The sequence below is a fragment of the Actinomadura vinacea genome (assembly GCF_039532545.1).
GTDB classification, from domain to species: domain Bacteria; phylum Actinomycetota; class Actinomycetes; order Streptosporangiales; family Streptosporangiaceae; genus Spirillospora; species Spirillospora vinacea.
In genome coordinates this window covers 986,468-1,005,930 of record NZ_BAAARW010000012.1, presented here as the reverse complement: position 1 = coordinate 1,005,930, position 19,463 = coordinate 986,468, and the positions used below count along the sequence as shown (strand labels likewise).

14 protein-coding genes and 1 pseudogene are annotated in these 19,463 nt (G+C 73.5%); 14 read left to right on the top strand and 1 reads right to left on the bottom strand.

The annotated features are described in order from the left end of the window. Positions 1-247: 247 nt before the first annotated feature. The 13 genes and pseudogenes from ABD340_RS19930 to ABD340_RS19870 all read left to right on the top strand — a co-directional run. On the top strand, positions 248-595 hold the full coding sequence (locus tag ABD340_RS19930; RefSeq protein WP_344590553.1) for a CU044_2847 family protein: 348 nt from the start codon (positions 248-250) through the stop codon (positions 593-595). Further along, positions 592-1,527, top strand: a complete 936-nt coding sequence (locus tag ABD340_RS19925; protein ID WP_344590551.1) for an AAA family ATPase — start codon at positions 592-594, stop codon at positions 1,525-1,527. Before ABD340_RS19930 ends, ABD340_RS19925 begins: the two co-directional genes overlap by 4 nt. Continuing rightward, positions 1,527-3,272, top strand: coding sequence for a hypothetical protein (locus ABD340_RS19920; protein ID WP_344590550.1), 1,746 nt, complete (start codon positions 1,527-1,529; stop codon positions 3,270-3,272). Before ABD340_RS19925 ends, ABD340_RS19920 begins: the two co-directional genes overlap by 1 nt. Continuing rightward, positions 3,262-4,509: a CHAT domain-containing protein gene (locus ABD340_RS19915; RefSeq protein ID WP_344590549.1), complete on the top strand. Its 1,248-nt coding sequence runs from the start codon at positions 3,262-3,264 to the stop codon at positions 4,507-4,509. The genes ABD340_RS19920 and ABD340_RS19915 overlap by 11 nt, the downstream gene beginning before the upstream one ends. Further along, positions 4,506-6,479 (top strand): protein kinase domain-containing protein, encoded by a 1,974-nt coding sequence (locus ABD340_RS19910; RefSeq protein ID WP_344590547.1) that lies wholly within the window; start codon positions 4,506-4,508, stop codon positions 6,477-6,479. The genes ABD340_RS19915 and ABD340_RS19910 overlap by 4 nt, the downstream gene beginning before the upstream one ends. A gap of 103 nt (positions 6,480-6,582) precedes the next feature. Further along, positions 6,583-7,476, top strand: coding sequence for an EI24 domain-containing protein (locus tag ABD340_RS19905; protein ID WP_344590545.1), 894 nt, complete (start codon positions 6,583-6,585; stop codon positions 7,474-7,476). A 113-nt stretch (positions 7,477-7,589) separates the two neighbouring features. Then, complete coding sequence (locus ABD340_RS19900; protein WP_344590543.1) at positions 7,590-8,723, top strand: hypothetical protein; 1,134 nt, start codon at positions 7,590-7,592, stop codon at positions 8,721-8,723. 32 nt (positions 8,724-8,755) lie between these two features. Further along, positions 8,756-8,932 carry a hypothetical protein gene (locus ABD340_RS19895; protein ID WP_344590542.1) on the top strand — a complete coding sequence of 59 codons (177 nt, stop codon included), beginning with the start codon at positions 8,756-8,758 and terminating at the stop codon, positions 8,930-8,932. A 70-nt stretch (positions 8,933-9,002) separates the two neighbouring features. After that, positions 9,003-10,676, top strand: coding sequence for an MmpA family trehalose lipid delivery protein (locus ABD340_RS19890; protein ID WP_344590540.1), 1,674 nt, complete (start codon positions 9,003-9,005; stop codon positions 10,674-10,676). After that, positions 10,676-10,807, top strand: coding sequence for a hypothetical protein (locus tag ABD340_RS19885; RefSeq protein ID WP_344590539.1), 132 nt, complete (start codon positions 10,676-10,678; stop codon positions 10,805-10,807). The genes ABD340_RS19890 and ABD340_RS19885 overlap by 1 nt, the downstream gene beginning before the upstream one ends. A gap of 19 nt (positions 10,808-10,826) precedes the next feature. Continuing rightward, positions 10,827-11,648, top strand: coding sequence for a glycosyltransferase (locus tag ABD340_RS19880; RefSeq protein WP_344590537.1), 822 nt, complete (start codon positions 10,827-10,829; stop codon positions 11,646-11,648). Between the two features lie 10 nt (positions 11,649-11,658). Continuing rightward, the gene (locus ABD340_RS19875) at positions 11,659-12,990 is read left to right on the top strand and encodes a glycosyltransferase family 4 protein (RefSeq protein ID WP_344590536.1); all 1,332 of its coding nucleotides are present in this window, start codon (positions 11,659-11,661) and stop codon (positions 12,988-12,990) included. Positions 12,991-13,009: 19 nt separating this feature from the next. Then, positions 13,010-16,177 (top strand): annotated as a pseudogene (locus ABD340_RS19870) (alpha-(1->3)-arabinofuranosyltransferase domain-containing protein); the annotation flags it as partial. 949 nt (positions 16,178-17,126) lie between these two features. On the opposite strand, the gene ABD340_RS19865 reads toward ABD340_RS19870, so the two are convergent. Next, complete coding sequence (locus tag ABD340_RS19865) at positions 17,127-18,371, bottom strand: acyltransferase family protein (protein ID WP_344590534.1); 1,245 nt, start codon at positions 18,369-18,371, stop codon at positions 17,127-17,129. 68 nt (positions 18,372-18,439) lie between these two features. Here ABD340_RS19865 and pgfA point away from each other — a divergent pair, with 68 nt between their 5' ends. After that, positions 18,440-19,444 carry a cell envelope lipid trafficking protein PgfA gene (pgfA, locus tag ABD340_RS19860; RefSeq protein ID WP_344590532.1) on the top strand — a complete coding sequence of 335 codons (1,005 nt, stop codon included), beginning with the start codon at positions 18,440-18,442 and terminating at the stop codon, positions 19,442-19,444. Positions 19,445-19,463: the final 19 nt, after the last annotated feature.

The following is a 19,463-nucleotide window of genomic DNA, read 5'->3' as shown; positions in this document are numbered from 1 at the left end:
ATAGGGGGTGAAGGCGACGAGGGGTGTCCAACGCCAGGTGGGCGTCCATCCCGAGATCCGCAAAGCCGCCCAGACGGTGAACGGAGTCACGAGTACCCAGAGAAACGCGCCCACCAACCATGATCGGGGCATGTGCCGACAGATTAACCGGTCCGTTTCCGGCCTGGCCGGGAAAGTGCGGCGACTTCGCGGCGGGCGGGTGAGAGTGTGAAGTAAAGGCGGAATCACGGTGAAGGGGGACCGGCCCATGGCGGTGGTGGCCGTCGACGGAGGCAGGATTCTGATCGAGGTCGACTCGGTGCCGGGCGCCGACGATCTCGCGGCGATCTACGACGGGGCCGAGGGGGTGCGGCGCGGGCTGGCGGAGAAGGTCGTCGACATCGGCCGGCCGCTGTTCGCCGAGGGCCTCGCGCTGGTGCGGGAATGCGCGGAACAGGTCGTCGCGCAGATGGCGGAGATGCCCGACGGGATCCGGCCCGACGAGTACGAGGTGCAGCTGGCGGTGAAGCTGGACGCCAAGGTCGGCGCCAAGATCGTGGACGTGAACGGCGGGGCCCAGCTCCAGGTGGTGCTGCGCTGGACGGAACGGCGGTGAGAGTCTCGCCGATCCTGCCGTACGGCTATGTCGTGGGGCAGGAGCGGCTGCGGCGCGCCCTGGAGATCGCGTTCGTGGCGCCGGGTGTCGGCGGGGTGCTGGTCAGCGGGGAGCGCGGGACGGCCAAGTCGACGACGGTGCGGGCGTTCGCGTGGATGGTGTACGGCGAGCTGCCGGTGACGCTGCCGATCAACGCCACCGACGACCGGGTGCTGGGCGGCTGGAGCATCGAGGCGCTGATGCGCGGCCGGACCGAACCGCAGGCCGGGCTGCTGGAGCGCGCCGGCGAGAAGGGCATGCTGTACGTCGACGAGGTGAACCTGCTCGACGACCACCTGGTCAACGTCATCCTGGACGTGGCGTCCACCGGGCTGCTGGTGGTGCAGCGCGAGCACATCGACGAGCCGGGCCGGACGGTGTCGTTCACCCTGGTGGGCACCATGAACCCCGAAGAGGGCGGGTTGCGGCCGCAGCTGCTCGACAGGTTCGGGCTGCTGGTGCCGGTCGAGGCGGAGATGGACGTGGCGCGGCGCCGCGAGATCCTGCTCACCGTGCTCCGGTACGACGAGGAGCGTGAGCGGGCGGACTCCGAGTGGCTGCGCCGGGGGTTCCGGCTCGACGCGGAGCGGCGCGGCGAGCTGGTGGCGGCGCGGGAGGCGGCGCGGAAGGTGGAGCTGCCGGGCGACGTCGCCGAGTTGTGCGCTCGGGTCTCGTCCGGGTTCGGGGTGGCGGGGCATCGCAGCGAGATCGTGATGGCGTTGGGTGCGCGGGCGTGCGCGGCTTTGGCGGGCCGTCCGGCGGCGACGGCGGTGGACGTGCGGGAGGTGGCGCCGTACGCGGTCGTGCATCGGCGCCCGGAGGCGGCCTACGGCGAGGCGATCGTGTGGACGCCCAAGGATCAGGAGCGGCTCGACCGGATCGTCGAAGGGTGATGCCCGCCGAACGTGTCGCGAGGGCGCTGGCGTGCGCGGCGCTGGACCGCGAACTGCGCGGCGTGCTGCTGTACGACCTGGATCCGGGGTTGCTGGGCGGGCTGGCCCGGTGGCTGGTGGAGACGGGGGCGGGGCCGGGAGCGGCGTACCGGACGGTCGTGGTCGGCGCGGGCGCGGGGGAGGACGACCTGTGGGTGGGGCTGCGGCCGCCGCGGCGTGGCGAGGCGTTGCCGTTCTCGCCGGAGCCGGGGCCGCTGGCGGAGGTGCCGGGACGTCCTCCCGCTGTCGTCTTGGTGCCCGATCTGGCCCGGACGGGCATGGCGGGCGCACGCGCGGCGGTGACGGCGCTGGGCTCGGACGTCCTGCATCTGGAACGGGACGGCCTGGAGGCGTTGTGGCGGCCGCGGGCGCGGTGGCTCGCGGCGTGCCGGCGGGAGGACATGGGCAAGCTGTCGCCGCATCTCCTCGATCGGTTCGCCGTCCGGGTGGACGCCGCCGGGCTGCGTGAGGGCGACCTGCCAGGTCCGGCGCCGATCCGGCCGCGCCGTACCGCCCGGATGACGGCTGCGGCGGTGGATCGGGCCGTGCGGGTCGGCGGGGCCGCACCGGGTGTGCGGCGGGAGCTGGCGCTGGCGCGGATCGCGCGCTGCCTGGCGACGCTGGACGGTGCCGTGACCGTGGACGCGGCGGCGGTGGACGAGGCGGCGCGGCTCCTCGGGTTCGCCGAGCCGGAGACCGGGCCGGAGCCGCCCGCCCCGGTCGCGGCCGGCGGACGCGGCGCCGAGGGGCGGCCCGCCGTGGCGGCGCCCGATCGTCCCGTCGAGGCGTCGCACGCCGTGCGGGAGGTCGTGGCGGCGCCGCCGGTGGAGCCGCTCGCGGCGGGGCCGCTGCCGCCGGTCGCGGTGGACACGCCGTACCCGGAGGACGTCCTTGACGGGGAGCGCGAGCCGATGTCCCTGCGGGCGCCGTGGGCGCGGCGGTCGACGGTGCGGGCCCTGCGGGGGGCGCCGCTGGGGACCGTCCCGGCACATCACGTCCATGACATCGCGGTCGTGGCGACGCTTCTGGAGGCGGCGAAGCACCAGGCGGTGCGCTGTCCGGACCACTTCGCGGGCGACCCGCGTCCGCCGCACCTCGCTCCGCCCGATCTGCGCCGCTACCGTCGCGCGCAGGTGCCGGGACGGCTGTTCGCCCTGCTGCTGGATCACACGTGCCGCGGCGACTGGGACTGGTACGAGGCGCTGTCCCCGTTCCTGCGCTGGAGCTACACGCAGCGCGCCGTCGTGTGCGTCGTCGAGGTCGGCGCCCGCGACGCCCCGGGCGAGCTGGCGGCGCGGCGGCGGATCGGCCGCAACCTCCTCGACCCGGGCATTGTGCGGGCGCTGGACGGCGCGCCAGGACGGGCCACCCCGCTCGCGCACGGGCTGGTCCTGGTCGCCGACTCCCTCACCCGGCACCTGCACCGCGAGCGGGCGGCCGTGGAGGAGGCGCTGCTCGTCGTGGTGACCGACGGGCGCGGCAACGTCCCGTTGCGCGACAGCGTCAGCGGCCGGGCCCCGGAAGGCGTCGGGCGGCGGGGTGTCGAGGACGCGCTGTCGGTGGCGCGGGAGATCCGCGCGATGCGGCGGGTGCGGGTCGTGCTCGTCGATCCGCGGCCGCACGCGGGCGCGGGGCTGGTCGCGGAACTGGGCGAGGCCCTCGGCGGTGCCGTCGTCCCCGGACGGGATCATCCCGATGGCGCGTAACCGGCTCGCCGAGGTCCTGTTCGGCCCGGCCCGGCGGGGCCCGGCACCGCCGGCCCGGCCGCCGGCGCGGCGGGTCGAACCGGCGACTCCGGCGCGGGTCACGGCGCTGGAGCCGTTCGAGGCCGATCCGGGCGCGCCCGCCGCGCCGGGTGTCGCCCAGCTCCGGATCGTCCGCGCGATCTCCGATGGGGAGCCGGTCTTCGGGGTGAGCGGGCACTGCTGCTGCGCCGACCTGCCGTACCACGCGCCGGGCGAGTACGGCCGTCCCGGCCTGTCGCTCGGCACGCTGATGAGCCGGGAGGCCGCCGCGGGCGGTGCGCCGCCCGCCAAGACGCTGCACTGGATGCGCGGCTGGTCGGAGAGCAAGCGGCCGCTGGTGGGCTGGCTGAACCGGCTGCGCCGCGTCCACGGCGACCGGCTGCGCCTGATCATCTGGGACGACACCGACTTCGACATCCCCTGGGAGCTGCTGTGGCTGCCGGGGGAGCCCGGGGACGGGGTGCGCGGCGGCTGGCTGGGCGCGGAGGTCGCGGTGAGCCGCCGCACCACGCTGCACGGGCCGGCCGCCCGGCCGGCGGCGCGCTGCTCGGGCGAGGTGGTCGGCTTCGTCGACGAGAGCGACCTGGAGATCGCGGGCGACCTGCCGATCCTGCGCGACCTGGGCATGCGGACCTTCCCCTCGTTCCGCGACCTGGTGTCCTACCTGGAGGAGGCGGGCGCGCCGCCGTCGCTGGTGTACGTCGCGTGCCACGGCTCGTACTCGGTGGACGGCTTCGAGTTCACCCTCGGCGAGCTGCCGCTGGGCGAGCTGAACGGGCGGGTGCTCAGGCGGCTGGCGGGCACGGACGGCCTGGTGTTCCTCAACGCCTGCCACTCCGGCCGGTTGATCATCGAGGAGCGGTTCAACGACAAGACGCTGCGCGGCTTCGCCAAGGTCTTCCTGGCCTCCGGCGCGGCCGGGCTCATCGGCACCGCCGCGGAGGTGGGCACGCGCAGCGCCCGGGAGGCCGCCCGCACCCTCATCCGCCGCCTGCGGGACGAGCCCGGCACGCCTGTGGCCGTCGCGCTGCGCGACTACCGCCGCAGCCTCGCGCCCGACGACGTCCCGCCGGTGCGGGACGTCGCGGCGAACCAGGCGCTGCTGCAGTTCATGTACGCCTTCGTCTACATCTACTACGGGGATCCGCACTCGACGGTGAGACTCGTCCCGGCCGCCGGGAAGGGGGGTGCCACGTGATTCCGCGTTCGGCCGCCCGGATGGTCGTCCAGCCCTTGGTGGGCTGGCCCAGGACCGTCACGCCGGGGCAGGCCCACCTCGTCACGGTCGACCTGCGCGCCGCCGAGGGCCAGGGGTGGCCGTACGAGGAGGAGGAGTTCGCCTTCCCGTGCATGCTGGACGGCGCCCCGCACTTCACGGTCGAGGCGGTCAGCGACCCCAGCGTCATCCTGCACCGCTTCGGCGGCAGCTACGGCCCCGCGCGGTTCGTCGTCACGGCCGCGGAGGCGCTGGGCGAGCATGTGCTGTGGTTGAACGTCGCCACGCAGAACAGTGCGCTTGTGTACGCGGCGGAACTCGCCATCACGGTCGTCCCCGCCCGGGCGGAGGCGTCTGGCGGGGAGCGGATCGGAATGCGCCTTCCGTCCACCGGCCCAGCGGAATCGGAGCTGACCAGGACGAGACGGCTCTGCCCCAACTGCAACGAGCCGGTGGGGGTCGGCGTTGCGTTCTGCGAGAACTGCGGAATCTCACTGGACACGCCTCAAGCACCTGCTCCCTCCCACGCGGTGGGCCGTGCCGGGGAGGACTTCCTCGTCGTCGTCGCAGGAGACTCGGAAATCACGACCAGCCTTGCGCTGTACCACTTGACGCCCCCGTTCAGCCTGGACTCCTCCGATGCTCTGCGGGACGCCACCCGTAGAGCGGGCTCGGCCCTGGGCGGGGCAGGCGGGCAGGGGACGTCCGCCACGATGATGCGGTTCGACCTGCCCGGCATCTCGGTGGCGCACATCGGTGACACGCGCGCGTACATGCTGCGGGACGCGGAGCTGTCGCTGATCACGCAGGACCACGTCGTCGACCTGCTGGAACGGGGCGAGGGCCACCTCCATCCGGAGCGCGAACGGCGGCTGCCCCGGCTGGAGGACGAAGGCGACGCGGAGCCCGACCTGCTGTCCCGTGAGGCACAGCTGGGGGATCGCTACCTGGTGTGCTCGCCCGGCCTTTGGCGGAACGTCCCGGTACGGGGGATCTTCGAGGTGCTGTCCCGTACGGCGTTTCCGCAAGCCGCCGCGGACGCGCTGGTGCGCCGTGCGGCGCAGCAGGGCGGCGGCGTGGGGATCGCGTGCGTGATCGGCGACGTGCAGGAGGAGCGTGCGTCCCGGTGGCGCCGGGGCCGCCTGCGGCTGGCCACGGGAGTCGCCCACTCCACCGGAACGCAAGCGGCCGCGCGGACGGGCGCGCCGTCGATCCCCGGCTACGAGCTGTTCGCATGGGTCGGCCGGGGAATGTTCGGCGAGGTCTGGCGGGGCCGGGACGCCCAGGGCCGGGACGTCGCCGTCCGGCTGATCCGCCCCGGGGCGACCGGCTCCGACCGGGTCCGGCAGCGGCTGGCCCGCGACATCGACACAGCGCGGGGGCTGCGGAGCGACCATGTCGACGCGCAGCTGGACGCCGACGTGACCGGCCCGCGTCCGTACATCGTCACCCGGTTCGTCTCGGGGCTCAGGCTCGGTGCGTACATCGACGAGTGGGGCCCGCTTCCGGAGGGGCTGCTCCAGCACGTCGCCATCGGCCTGGCCCGCGCGCTCGCCGACGTCCATGCCGCCGGGCTGGTGCACCGGGACGTCAGACCCGGGGAAGTGCTGATCGACAAAGGCGAGCCGGTCCTGACGGGCCTGGGCCTCGCCGCGCTGATGGACGCCGGCACCCAGGGCTTCCCGGCACCTGAGGTCCTGCAGGGCGAGGAGGCCGGTCCGGCGGCGGACGTGTTCGCCTGGGCCTGCACTGTCGTGCAGGCGGCCACCGGGCGCCCGCCCTTCCCCGGCACCGCCTTCAAGCTGGTCTACTACGAGACGCTCGAGGGCGGAGCGGATCTCGCCGGCGTGCCCGCCTGGCTTGATCCGGTGGTGCGGGCGGCGCTGGCCGTCGACCCCGGAGACCGTCCGACCGCCGCCGAACTGGTCGAGCGGCTGAGGGACCGGGAGTAGCGGCCGTGGACGTCCCAGCGGAGATGGCGTGCGGTGGTGTGGGGGCGTTCGGCGGTACTCGTGCGGCTTGAGGACCGATAGTTTGGTTCGCGTGCGTCAAGGTTTGAGTGATCTGTTCTCCGGGGTCGGCTATCTCTTCCGCGGGCTGGGCTGGGTGGCCAGGCATCCGCTGCTGTGGTTGTTCGGGCTCATTCCGGCCGTGATCGTGCTGCTGGTGTACGGGACGGCGCTCGGCACGCTCGCCTGGAACCTGGACGAGGTGTCGGGCTGGCTCACGCCGTTCGCCGACGACTGGTCGGAGGGGCTGCGCAAGGCCACGCGGGTGGTCGCCGGGCTGGCGCTGTTCGGCGCGTCGCTGTTCCTGGCGATGATCACGTTCACCGCGTGCACGCTGCTGGTCGGCGATCCGTTCTACGAGAGCATCTCGACGAAGGTGGAGGATTCGCAGGGCGGCGCGCCGCCGGAGCCGGACGTCCCGCTGATGACGCAGATCAAGCGAGCGGTCACGGACGCCGCGCTGCTGGGCCTGGTGGCGCTGGGCTTCGCGGTCGTCTTCTTCGTGTGCGGGTTCCTGCCGCTGGTGGGGCAGACGGTGGTGCCGGCGGTGGCGGCGCTGGTGTCGGGGTATTTCCTGGCGGGCGAGCTGATCTCGGTCGCGCTGGAGCGGCGCGGGGTGCTGCGCAAGGAACGGTTCGCGCTGATGAAGCGGAACAAGATGCTGGTGGTGGGGCTCGGCGTGGCGACCGTCGTGGTCTTCCTCATACCGCTGGGCGCGGTGCTGGCGATGCCGGGCGCGGTCGCGGCGGGCACGCTGTTGGTGCGGGAGCGGCTGGCGGCCGGCGAGGGTGGTCCGAGCGGTGCCCAACACGCCGCGGGCCCTTACGGCGCGGGCCAGAACGGCCTGGGGCAATATGCTCCTGGGCAGCATGCGCCGGGCCCGTACGGGGCCGGTCCGCAGGCCGGAGGCTTGTACGGTGGGCCGCCCGCACATGGTTGAGCCGTTGGAAAGATGTGTCCGGAGCGTAATGGCCTACCCGGCGAGCAGCAGTGGTCTTGCCGTAACGTGTGCCGCATGTCCGATGAGGGGGAGCGCGGGGGGCGCTGAACGAGATGAGTGACAACTCCGCCGACCGCGAGAAGAACGCGCGCGTGACCGTCCCGGAGGTCGAGGTGCCCGAGCCCGAGGGCCGGACTGATTTCTCCAGCCCGGGGCCGCGGGCGGTAACGCCCGAGGCCGAGGACGTGAAGGTCGCGCCGGTCCCGCAGCCCGCCGCCGAGGAGGAGCTGTTCGGCGGCGAGGGCGACCCGCTGTACGCGGGCGTGGCCGCCCCGGGCCCGACGGGCCCGGTCAAGCCCGGCAAGCCGAGCAGCGGCAACTGGCAGATGCCCGACTGGATGGCCGACGAGGACGCCGCGGACACCAAGCTGGGCCGTTCCACCGGCCGGCTCGACGCGCAGCCCGGCGGGCACGCCCCGGACGGCTTCGAGGACGGCGGCGGCCGCGGCAAGCTGATCCTTTTCGGCGGCGTCGGCCTGCTGGTGCTGGCCCTGCTGGCGGCCGGGGGCGTCTACCTGCTCAAGCAGCGGAGCGGCGACCCCGGGTCGGGTGAGGTCAAGCCGGGTAAGGCGGCGGCCGACAGCGGCCCGCAGTCGCCGGCGCCGCGGGTGCAGATGCCGCCCGGCAAGCCGCTGAAGCGGTTCCCGGGCCGTCCGAGCAAGATGCTGGGCATGGTGACCGATCCGGTCTCGGGCCTGGCGTACCCGCGGCTGGCCAAGCCGTGGCAGCCGCCGACCAAGGCCATCAAGCTGGGCACGCCCGGCTGGTCCGGGCAGCAGGTGCTGGTCACCGAGCGGCGCGCCGCGAAGCCGGTGTACGGGCAGGTGCTCATCGGCGCGCTGAACCCGGCGCTGCGCGGTTCGTACACCGGGCCGGAGAGCGTGCCGGCCGTGGCGGTGCTGGCGGCCAAGTCGATGGAGCAGCAGTACTACCGCTTCCCGCACAAGTCGGCGCCGCTGGCGTCGCAGGCGCTGACGGTGGACGGCCGGAAGGGCTGGCTGGTCGCCTCGTACATCACGTACAAGCGGGCGGGCGTGCGGGCGACCGGCGAGGTCGTCGCGACCGCGGTGATCGACAGCGGGCGGGCGGCGCCGGCGGTGGCGTACGTGTCGGTGCCGAACACCCATCGGGCGATGTGGCCGGATGTCAACCAGTTCCTCACCCGGCTGAAGGTCTCGGCTGCCTGACATATCGCTGAAATCCCCTTACTCTGCCCCTCGTGGGGCAGAGCGAGGAGCATGCCGATGACGCGCCCACAGGCCCGCTGCCGGTCGTCCGGGACGAGCTGATCTCGGCGGAGTCGGTGCGGCGGCAGGACCTGTTGACGGCGGCGGTGTTCGGCGCGTTCGTGATCCTGTTGACGGGCGCGCTGGTGGCCTGGGCCTGGCCGCCCTGACGGCCGGACCGCGTTCTCGTAGGCCGGCGCTTACGTGAGCGAGCGGAACGGTCGATGGCGATCGCGACCTGTGATCGCGGCGGCTCTGACCGGGCTGGGGCTCGGGCTGCTGGCGCTGGGGCCGGGGCTCGCGCCCGGCTTCGTGCTCTCGTACGACATGGTGTTCGTCCCGGATCCCGGGTTCACGCGGATGACGTTCGGGCTGACCGGGACCGTGCCGCGGCATGTGCCGAGCGACGCCGCCGTCACCGCGCTGGCGACCGTGCTCCCCGCGTGGGCGGCGCAGCGGCTCGTGCTGCTGGGGATCTTCGTGATGGCGTGCACGGCGGCGGCGTCGCTGGTGCCGTCGCGGCGTATGGTCCCGAGGCTGGCGGCCGGGGTCTGCTACGCGTGGAACCCGTTCGTCGCGGAGCGTCTGCTGCTGGGGCAGTGGGCGCTCCTGCTGGGATACGCGGCCTTGCCCTGGGTTCTCATCGCCGCGTCCCGGGCGGACGAGCGCGGCGGCGGGCGCCGGCTGGTGTGCGCTCTGCTCCCTGCGGCGATCGGTGGTTTCGCGGCTCTCGCCGTATCGGGAATGGCGGCCTTGCTGATGGGCACGTGGCGCGGGCGGGGGAAGGTCCTCGTGGCGCTCGCGGTGCTGAGCCTGCCATGGCTCGTCCCCGGTGCTCTGCGTCCGGGGGGCGTGCCGGGGGACGGGCCGGCGGTCGAGGCGTTCGCGGCGCGCGCCGACACTCCGTTCGGCACGCTCGGCAGCGTGCTCCTCCTGGGGGGTGTGTGGAACGGCGAGACGGTGCCGACCGGCTACGGGGCGCCGGTGACCGCTGCCTTGTGGGGCGCGGTGGTGGTCGGGGCGCTGTTCGCGTACTGGAGGTTCCGCGAGCGCATCGCGCCCTGGTGGCGCGGCGCGGCGATCGCGGCCGGGACGGGGTACGCGGTGGCGTGCCTGGGGGCGGTCGCACCGGCCCTGCTGGAGGGCGCGATCGGGGTGTGGTCGGGGCTGGCCGTGTTCCGCGACGGCCAGCAGTTCGCCGCGCCCCTGGCGGTCGTCGTCGCGGTCGGCCTCGGGCTGGCGGCCGACGAGGCGATCGGGGCCCGGTACTCGGCGGTGGCCTTCGGCGCGCTGGCCGCCCCGGTGGTGGTGCTGCCGTCGCTGGCGTGGGGGGCCGCCGGCCAGCTGCGATCGGTGGACTATCCGGCGGACTGGGCGCGCGCGAAGCGGATCATCGAGTCCGACCCGGTGTCCGGGGACGTGCTCGTGCTGCCCTGGGCCGCATACCGCGGCTACGCCTGGAACCACGGCCGCCGCGTGCTCGACCCCTTGCCCCGTTACCTGCACCGGCGCGTGGTCGTGAACGACGCGGTGACGGTCGGCCCGACCACCGTCGCGCCCGAGGACCCGAAGGCCGCGCGGCTGGACGGGGCGATCAGGGCGGGCGGCCCGCTGACCGGGGTGCTCGGCGAGGCGGGCGTCCGCTACGTCGCGGTCGACGCCCGCGATCCCGCCGCGGGGCCCGACCGGCTCCCGGGGGCCCAACGGCTCGTCCAGGGACCGGATTTGGTGCTGTACCGAATCCCGGTGGCGCGTGACGGCCAGGATGAACATGTCCCGGTCGGGCCCGTGATCGCCGCCTGGATTGTCGTGAGTGTGGTGGTTTCCTGGTCTTCTGTGATCTCAGCCACTACTCTGGGCAGCCCGTTACTCAGCAGTATCCCCCGTCGTACACCCCGTCGAAGGGTCTCCTGATGCGGATCGCGATCGCTGCACTCGTCGGTGTCCTCCTGGCGGTCGGCGCCTCGTTCGGAGTGGTCCAGCTGTCGAACGCCTCCCAGCAGGACCCGGTCATCAAGCCGCTCTACAACTACGGCTCGCGCTGACGGCGACCGCGAGCCATTCGTGCGCGCGCACGGCGGCGGGCCCGCCGACCTGGAGATCGTCGTCCCGGCCTGCAACGAGGCCGGACGGCTCCCGGCGGGGCTCGCGCTGCTCGGCGAGAAGCTGGCCGGGCTCGGCGTCCCGGCGCGGATCCTCGTGGTCGACAACGCCAGCACCGACGGCACCGCGGGCATCGTCCGGGACTGGCGCGGACCCGTCCCGGCACGGCTGCTGCACTGCGCACTGCGCGGCAAGGGCGCGGCGGTACGGGTCGGGCTGCTGGCCACCGGCGCCCCGTACACGGGATTCTGCGACGCCGACATGGCCACCGACCTGGCCGCGCTCGACGAGGCGCTCGCCCTGCTGCGCGCCGGCCATCCGGTCGTGGTCGGCTCGCGCCGCCATCCCTCCTCGCTGGTGGAGGGCTACGCGCAGCCGATGCGCAGGCTCGGCGCGGTCACCTTCAACCGGCTCGTGCGCGACCTGGCCGGCGGCATCCGCGACACCCAGTGCGGCTTCAAGTTCTTCAGCGGGCCCCTGGCCAGGGCGGCCGCGGCCGACCTGAAGACCGCGGGGTTCGCTTTCGACGTCGAACTGCTCATGCACTGCGTCCGCCGCGGCGCCTCCGTCACCGCGATACCGGTCGTGTGGCGCGACCAGCCCGGCACCACGTTCTCGGTGCGCCGCCACACCTCCCAGTGCCTGCTCGACGTGGCACGCATCCGCACCCGCGCGGGACGTCCCGTACGCGACCCTCGCCCAGCCCTGTCCCCAGCCCGGAACCCGCCCGCCCAGCCGGCGCCGCTCGTGCTGTTCAAAGGGACCGGAGCAGGGCCCGGATGAGCCGTACGACATGAACGGCCTGCGGCTGGCGATTGTGAACTGGCGGGACCCCTGGCATCCGGGCGCGGGCGGTGCCGAACGCTACGCGTGGGAGTTGGCGCGGCGGCTCGTACTGGACGGCGCCCACGTCCGGTACGTGACGTCCCGCGCGCGCGGGCAGCACCGCCGTGACCGCGTGGACGGAGTCGCCTTCATACGTCTCGGCGGCCGGTTCACGGTGTATCCGCTGGTGTTGCTGTGGACGCTCCTAAGGAGGCGGTCATTCGACGCCGTCATCGACTGCCAGAACGGCATCCCGTTCTTCACCCCGTTGGTCCTTCCCAGGCGCGTCCCCGTGTTCTGCCTGATCCATCACGTGCATGACGAGCAGTTCGGCCTCTACTTTCCACGATGGTTGGCTTGGCTTGGCCGCATGTTGGAGGGGCCAGTGAGCTGTTGGGCTTACCGGCGCCACGCGTTCGTGTGCGTTTCCCTGTCCACGCTGAACGCTGTGCGGGAACGGCTCGGCTGGACCGGGTCGGCCTATGTCGTGCCCAACGGCTCGAACGTCCCGAACCAGGGGACGGCACCGGGAATGCAACCCCCGGTGGGCGACCCTGAACTGGTGTGCGTGACCCGGCTCGTCCCGCACAAACGGCCGTCGCACCTGCTCGACCTGGCCGAAGTCCTGGTCGGGCAGCATCCGGGCCTTCGTCTCAACGTCGTCGGCGACGGTCCTGAGGCTCCGCGGCTGGCCGCCGAGATCGCCCGGCGCGGCCTGGGGGGCGTCGTGGTCGCGCACGGGTTCGTCCCGGAGGCGACCAAGGCCGCGCTGGTCGCCCGCGCCGACCTGCACCTCAGCACGTCCCAGGGCGAGGGCTGGGGACTCAGCGTCATCGAGGCGGCCGCACTGGGCGTGCCGACCGTTGCCTATGACGTCGAAGGGCTGCGCGATGCCGTGCGCGACGGCGCGACCGGCTGGCTGGCGAGCCCAGGGGAGGACCAAGCGGGGGTGGTGGAACGCGCCCTCAAGGAACTCGCGGACCCGGAGCGGCGCCGCGAGGTGGCCGCCGCGTGCCGGGAGTGGGCGGGGGCGTTCGGCTGGGTCGGCACGGCCGACCGGTGGGCCCGGCTGATCGCGGCGGCGGTGGCGACCGGCTCGGCCGCCTCGGAGGATCGTCGCGCGCATGTCGTCCGCCGGTGCGGTGACGGTCGTCCGCAGGTCGTCGAGGGGCCCGTCCGTGACCTGCTGCTCGCGGAGCGCGGTGGCGAATGCCCGCCGGTGGTGCGCGAGGCCGCGCCGCTGGAACGACTGCTAGGGCGCCCCTGCGTCGACGCGGAGACCGGCGCTGCCGGAGGCTGAGGAAGGAGCCTGGGCGACCATGGCCGTGGGAGAGACGGAACGGCCGCCTGCCGGCGTGCCCGGTGGAGCGCCCGGCGCCTTCGTGCCGGCGCCGGACGGCCGTCCCGAGGCCGTCGACCTCCGGTTGCGCGACCGGCTGCGGGCGGCGGTGTGCTGCCTGGCGCTGACCGCGCTCGCCTTCGCCACCCGCCCCGGCGCGATCCTGGCCGACACCAAGATCGACATGGCGGTGAACCCGCTGGGCTTCCTCGGCCGGGCACTGCACCTGTGGGACACCGAGCAGTTCGGGCAACTGCAGAACCAGGCGGTCGGCTACCTGTTCCCGATGGGGCCGTTCTACGCGCTCGGCGACCTGCTCGGCGTGCCCGCCTGGATCACCCAGCGGTGCTGGCTGGCGCTGCTGATGTGCCTGGCCTTCCTCGGCGCGCGGCGGCTGGCGGCGCGGCTGGGCGTGGGCGGCCCCGCCGCCCGGCTGACCGGCGCGATGGCGTACGCGCTGGCTCCGAACGCGCTGGCCACGATGGGCCAGCTGTCCTCGGAGTACATGCCGGCGGCGATGCTGCCCTGGATCGTGCTGCCCCTGGTCACGGCCGCCGAGGGCGGCGGCGGCAGGGCACGCGCGGCGGCGCGGTCGGGCATCGCGATCGCCTGCTGCGGCGGCATCAACGCGACCGCGACCGTGGCCGTACTGGTCGTCCCCGTCCTGTACCTGCTGACCAGGAGGTGGAGCCTGGCGCAGGCCCGGCTGCCGGCCTGGTGGACGGCGGCCGTGGCCGCGGCGACCGCGTGGTGGCTGATCCCGCTCCTGCTGACCGGCACCTACGGCTTCTCCTGGCTGACCTACACCGAGAAGGCGCGGACGACCACCGGCCCGACCGGCCTCATCAACGTGCTGCGCGGCGCCGAGCGCTGGGTCAACTACCTGGTCGTGGACGGCCAGGTGTGGTGGCCCGTCGGGCACGCGGTCTCGCTCGACCCGGTCCCGGTGATCTGCACCGGGGTGGTGGCGGCGCTCGGCCTGGCCGGGCTGGTGGCCAGGCCACTGCCGGAGCGCTCCTTCCTGCTGCTCACGCTGCTTTCGGGCTTGGCGATCATCTCGATGGGGCATCTCGGCGGCCTGCCGGGGCCGTTCGCCGCCGAGCTGCGCGACCTGCTGGACGGGCCACTGGCCCCGCTGCGCAACCTGCACAAGTTCGACGCGGTCGTACGGCTGCCGCTCGCGCTGGGACTCGCGCACCTGCTGACCGTGGCGGCCGCCGCCACGGCCGCCCGCGCGAACGGTCCCGGGCGGAGGCCCGAACGGCGTCAGCGCGTCCGGGCCATCGTGAGCGTGCCGGTGGCGGCGGCCGTCGCGCTGGGCGGCATCGGCGTCACGGCCGTCTCGAAGGGGCTCTCCGGTCCCGGGGAGTTCGCGCAGGTGCCGCGCTACTGGAAGGACGCCGCCTCCTGGCTCAACACGCGCGCAGGGCAGCAGGGCGTGCTCGCACTCCCCGGAGCCGCCTTCGGCGAGTACTTGTGGGGCCGCCCCATGGACGACATCGTCCAACCCCTTCTCACCGCCCGCTGGGCCGTGCGGCAACTCGTCCCGGCCGGCTCGCCCGGGTACACGCGCGCGCTCGACGCGGTCGACCAGCAGGTCAGGACGGGCCAGAGTTCGCCAGGCCTGGCCGACTTCTTGGGACGCATGGGAATCCGCTACCTGCTCGTCCGCAACGACCTGCGTCGGGAGACGCTGCGCGGCGGCTGGCCCGCCCGCCTCCACCAGGCCCTCGACGCCTCACCCGGGCTGCGCAAGGCGGCGGCGTTCGGTGCCCCCGTCGGCGGCGACCTGACCGACGACGCGGTGTCGGCCGTGGACCAGCCTTACCCCGCCCTCGAGGTGTACGAGGTCGAGGGCGCCCAAGCGGTGGCGGGCCTGGCCGACGCCGACGATCCCGTTCGCGTGTACGGCGGCCCGGAGGCGCTGCTGCCGATGGCGGACGGGAAGGCGCTGCCGCGCGGGCCCGTCCTACTGAACGACGACGCCCCCGACCTCGGCGGCTCGCCCGTGGTCACCGACTCCCCGCGGCTGCTGCGCCGCGACTTCGGGGAACTGCACCAGACGTCCCAGACGCTGACCGCCGCCGAGCGGAACAGCGCAGGCGACGTGCTGGACGACGGCTGGCTGAAGTACGCCACCACGGCCGTTTACGGCGGAGGCGTCCGCGACGTCGTCGCGTCCTCGTCCGCGGGCGGGGACCGCGCGATCCCGCAGGCGCGCAAGCCCGGCGCCGTCCCGTACGCGGCCGTCGACGGCGACCCGTTCAGCGCCTGGGAGACGGGCGGCTGGGACGGTCCGCTCGGCCAGTGGCTGCGGGTCGACTTCGACCGGGCCCGGGAGGTTCCGCGGCTCACGGCGCGGTTCGTCCAGGACCGCAGGCTGGGACCGCCGGTGGCGCGGGTCGCGGTCGAGACCGAGCGCGGCGCCGTCGAGCAGCCGGTCCGCGCCACCGGCGACGCCCAGCCGCTGCGGACCGCGCCCGGCGCGACGCGATGGCTGCGGCTGCGGATCATCGGGATGGCGGGCGGCGGCGGGTCGGCGCCGATCCGGGCGGGGGTCTCCGAGCTGGCGATCGAGGGCGTCCGGCCGTCCCGCACCTACGCGCTCCCGGTGCCGGACGGCGCCGCCGGCACGCCCTCGTACGTCATGAGCCGCGCACCCGGCGCGACACCGGACTGCATGAAGGGCGCCCGGCGCTGGGTCTGCTCCGAAACCCTCGGCGGCGCCGACGAGGAGGGCAGGGGGTTCGACCGGACGTTCACGGCGGGCCGCGCGACCCGGGCGAGGCTGACGGGCACGGCGGTGCTAACCGATCCGCGCCTGGTCGCCCGGTACACGACGCTGCCGGGGGACGTGCGTGTCGCGGCCTCCACCGCGCTGAGCGCCCACCCCGCCGACCAGGCCAGATCCGCCTTCGACGGGGATCGGCGAACGTCCTGGATCGCCGCCGCCAACGATGGGGCGCCGACGCTCACCCTCGGGTGGCGGCGCGGCACGCGGGTGTCGTCGTTGACGCTGGACCGGCCGCCCGGCGCGTCCGGGCCCGTCCAGGTGCGGGTCGAGGGACGTGGCGGGCAGACCCGCGAGGGCCTCCCGGACGCGCGCGGCCGGATCACCTTCGCGCCGCTGGACACCGACCGGCTGACCCTGACGTTCCGGCGCGGCGGGCGACTCCAGCCCTTTCAAATCTCCGAGGTGCGGGTGCCGGGCGTGCGGCCGCTGCGCGACGCCGGCGCCGCCCCGCTGTCGCTGGACTGCGGCTTCGGGCCGCGCCTGCGCGTCGGCGGTCCGGACGGCGTCGTGGAGACCAAGGTCACCGGGACACTGGGCGACCTGCTGGAGGGGCGGCCGGTCGCGTTCGAGGCGTGCCGGAGGGTCCCGCTCCAGGCCGGGCCCAACCGGCTCGCCTCCGTGCCGCTCGACAGCTTTCGTGTGGAGACCGTCGTGGTGGGCGACCGGGCGACACCCGACGGGGCGCTGCGACCGGTGCGGGTCCTGCGGTGGTCGGCGGGGAAGCGCGAGCTTCAGGTGGACGCCGGGCGCCGCTCCTTCCTGACGGTCAACGAGAACTACAACACCGGCTGGCAGGCGCGCGCGGGCGGCAAGACGCTGCGCCCGGTACGGCTGGACGGCTGGAAACAGGGCTGGCTCGTACCGGCCGGCACCGGCGGGACCGTCGAACTCACCTACCGCCCGGACGCGGCCCAGCGCATCGACGTCGTGGCCGGTCTCAGCCTCCTGTTGATGCTGTTGCTGATCGGTATGTGGCCGGGGGGACGCCGTGGAGAGCCACCGGAGGTTGTTGCCCGGGGTTGGCCGGCTTGGGCCGCCATAGGCTTGGCCGCCGTTCTGGGTTTCTGGGTGGCCGGTGTACCCGGACTGGCCGTCACAGCCGCGACGGCCGTGTTCTGCGGGTGGGCCCGTACAAGACGAACACGGCTCCTACGCGCCCCCGCGTCACCCTGGACGATCGCAGTCCTGATGCTCGCCGGAACGGGATGCCTGGCAGTCGGCTACTGGACGAAGACCCTCGACAACCCCGCAGCCCCCTCCGGCTATCTGGGTGACGTCGTTCCGCAGGTCCTCGGCCTGGTCATCATGGGGCGGGTGGCTCTGGAGCTCTGGCGTGCTCCGGCGCCGATCGAGCTGAGTTGGGCGCGCGGCGGGGGCGGCCTCCCCGGGCCAGGCGCTGCGCCGGACGCTCCACCAGATGATGACTCACCGTCGCCGCTGCGATGGACGCCGCGAGCAGCAGCGGAAGATCGGTCGCCACGTCCCCCCGGAAAACCCGGTCCGTCCACTCGTACCAGCCGACGATGATGAGCATCTGCCACAGGAACAGGCTGTAGGAGATGCGTCCCAGGAACCGCATGACCGGGTTGCCGAGGATCGCCTGCAGCGGCCGGTGGCCGGGCGGAGCCAGCGCCACGGGCGCGACGAACGCGGCGGCGCACAGGCCGCTGACGACGAGGTCCAGCAAGGACGTCCAGACGACGTCTTGCGTGACCAGGTCGAGCGGGCCGGTCGCGGGCGTGGAGGCGATGACGTACAGCAGTGCCGCTCCCGTCCAGCAGGCCGGCCAGGAATCGGCGACGGTACGGCACACGCGCGCGGCGGCGCCGTCCGGCTCCAGGCGCGCCCAGACGGTGAGGACGGCCAGCGCCATCCCGATCGCGAACCAAACGAAGTAGCGGGGCAGCCAGAGCATGGAGTGGCCTGCGGCCGTGTAGAGAAATGACGTGTAGAGAAATGAGAGCACCGCGTAACCAACGATGGCTTTCAGTAGGCGGCGCGCGCGTTCGCCAACGTCACGGCCGCGCCGCGCGTACCAGCCAAGGAGGGCCGCAGTGACCGGGAGGGTCACGTACCAGGCGGCCTCTACCGCGAGGCTCCATATCTGGCCGAGATGCGCCGGACCCAGACTGCTCTCCCACCACGGCTCCGGCAAGTAGGTGTGCGTAAGGGTGAGCAGCGACAGCCAGGTGCCCGCGTCGGTGACATGGCTCCACGCGGCGGTGAGCATGAAGCACACGACCACGGCCCAATAGGCGGGCAGGATGCGCAGCGCGCGCTTGCGCAGGTACGTACCCACACGCGGTTTGCTGCCCCCAGGGTCTAGAGAGACCGCGGCCCAAGGGCGGTACAGAAGCAATCCCGACAAGGCGAAAAAGATGGGGACGCCTATCTGGCCCCCGTTGTAGAGCCAGCCCCATCTGCTCGCTTCAGTGAGGTCTCCCGATGTGCTGGCCACGTGATACGCCAGCACGGCCAAGGCCGCCGTCGCGCGTACACCGTCGAGCGTGTCCTGATGGCCCGAGACGGGCGGCAGGCTCAGCGACATGGCCACGGATCCTACCGGCCAGTAGACACTGGCGTGTAGGGTAACCGCGCTGCCTTCCGGAGGTGCTCATGCGACGACCGGTCGGACTGGCGCTGATCTGCCTGGGCGCCTTCTTCCTCACGCTCGCCCCGCTGGTCCGCTTCTACGTGGCCGACCAGGTCGTCCAAGCACCGTTGAACCGCTACCAGGTGACCCGCCTGGAGGCCAGGAACGCGACCTACTTCGACGCCGCGACCCTGAAGACCAAGACCGGCGTGACGCTCCAGGCCGCCAACACCGTGCGCGGCGACGTCCGGGCCAACGGCGGCGACGACCGGATCGCGGTCTGGGACTCCTCGACCAACATCTTCGACACCGCGAACCCCGACAAGCCCGTCCAGATCCAGGGCTACCGGATCGCGTTCGACCGCCGCACCTCCGAGCTGGTGCGGTGCTGCGGCACCAACGTGGACGGCGACGGCGCGGTGAAGATGTCCGGCTACGCGCTGCTGTTCCCGCTGGCGAACGTGGACCGGCTCGACTACCCGTTCTTCGACATGGCCACCAAGCAGGCCGCCCCGATGCGCTACTCCGGCGAGGAGAAGGTGCGCGGCATGCGGGCCTACCGGTTCGTGCAGCAGATCCCCGAGACCAAGACCGCGCCACTGGACGCCAGGCTGCCCGGCCGGATGCTGGGCCTGGACGCCAAGAGCCCCGACCAGAAGGTCGACCGCTACTCGGCGGCGACGATCACGGTGTGGGTGGACCCGCGGACCGGGATCCCGGTCAAGCACCGCCAGACCATCCACAGCACCGTCCGCACCCCTGACGGCCGCGGCCGGATGACGGTCGCCGCCGCCGACCTGGTCACGGTGGAGTCGTCCCAGAAGAGCCTGGTCGACATGGCCGACGCCAACGCACTGAAGATCGCCGCGGTGCGGTCGTACGTACCGTTCGCCACCGTCTTCCTGGGCCTGGCCCTGCTCCTGCTGGGCGTGGTCGGCGGCCTGACCGGCGGCGGCGCCCGGCCCGCCAGGACCGCGCCCCGGACCCCGCGCCGAGCGGACGGCAAATTCGGCCCCCCGACCCCCTGATGCTGGTACGTGTTCTACC

Coding starts and splice junctions, on each gene's coding strand:
- ABD340_RS19930 (WP_344590553.1), top strand. CDS start 248: ATGGCGGTGGTGGCCGTCGACGGAGGCAGGATTCTGATCGAGGTCGAC.
- ABD340_RS19920 (WP_344590550.1), top strand. CDS start 1,527: ATGCCCGCCGAACGTGTCGCGAGGGCGCTGGCGTGCGCGGCGCTGGAC.
- ABD340_RS19915 (WP_344590549.1), top strand. CDS start 3,262: ATGGCGCGTAACCGGCTCGCCGAGGTCCTGTTCGGCCCGGCCCGGCGG.
- ABD340_RS19900 (WP_344590543.1), top strand. CDS start 7,590: ATGAGTGACAACTCCGCCGACCGCGAGAAGAACGCGCGCGTGACCGTC.
- ABD340_RS19885 (WP_344590539.1), top strand. CDS start 10,676: ATGCGGATCGCGATCGCTGCACTCGTCGGTGTCCTCCTGGCGGTCGGC.
- ABD340_RS19875 (WP_344590536.1), top strand. CDS start 11,659: ATGAACGGCCTGCGGCTGGCGATTGTGAACTGGCGGGACCCCTGGCAT.
- ABD340_RS19865 (WP_344590534.1), bottom strand. CDS start 18,371: ATGTCGCTGAGCCTGCCGCCCGTCTCGGGCCATCAGGACACGCTCGAC.
- pgfA (WP_344590532.1), top strand. CDS start 18,440: ATGCGACGACCGGTCGGACTGGCGCTGATCTGCCTGGGCGCCTTCTTC.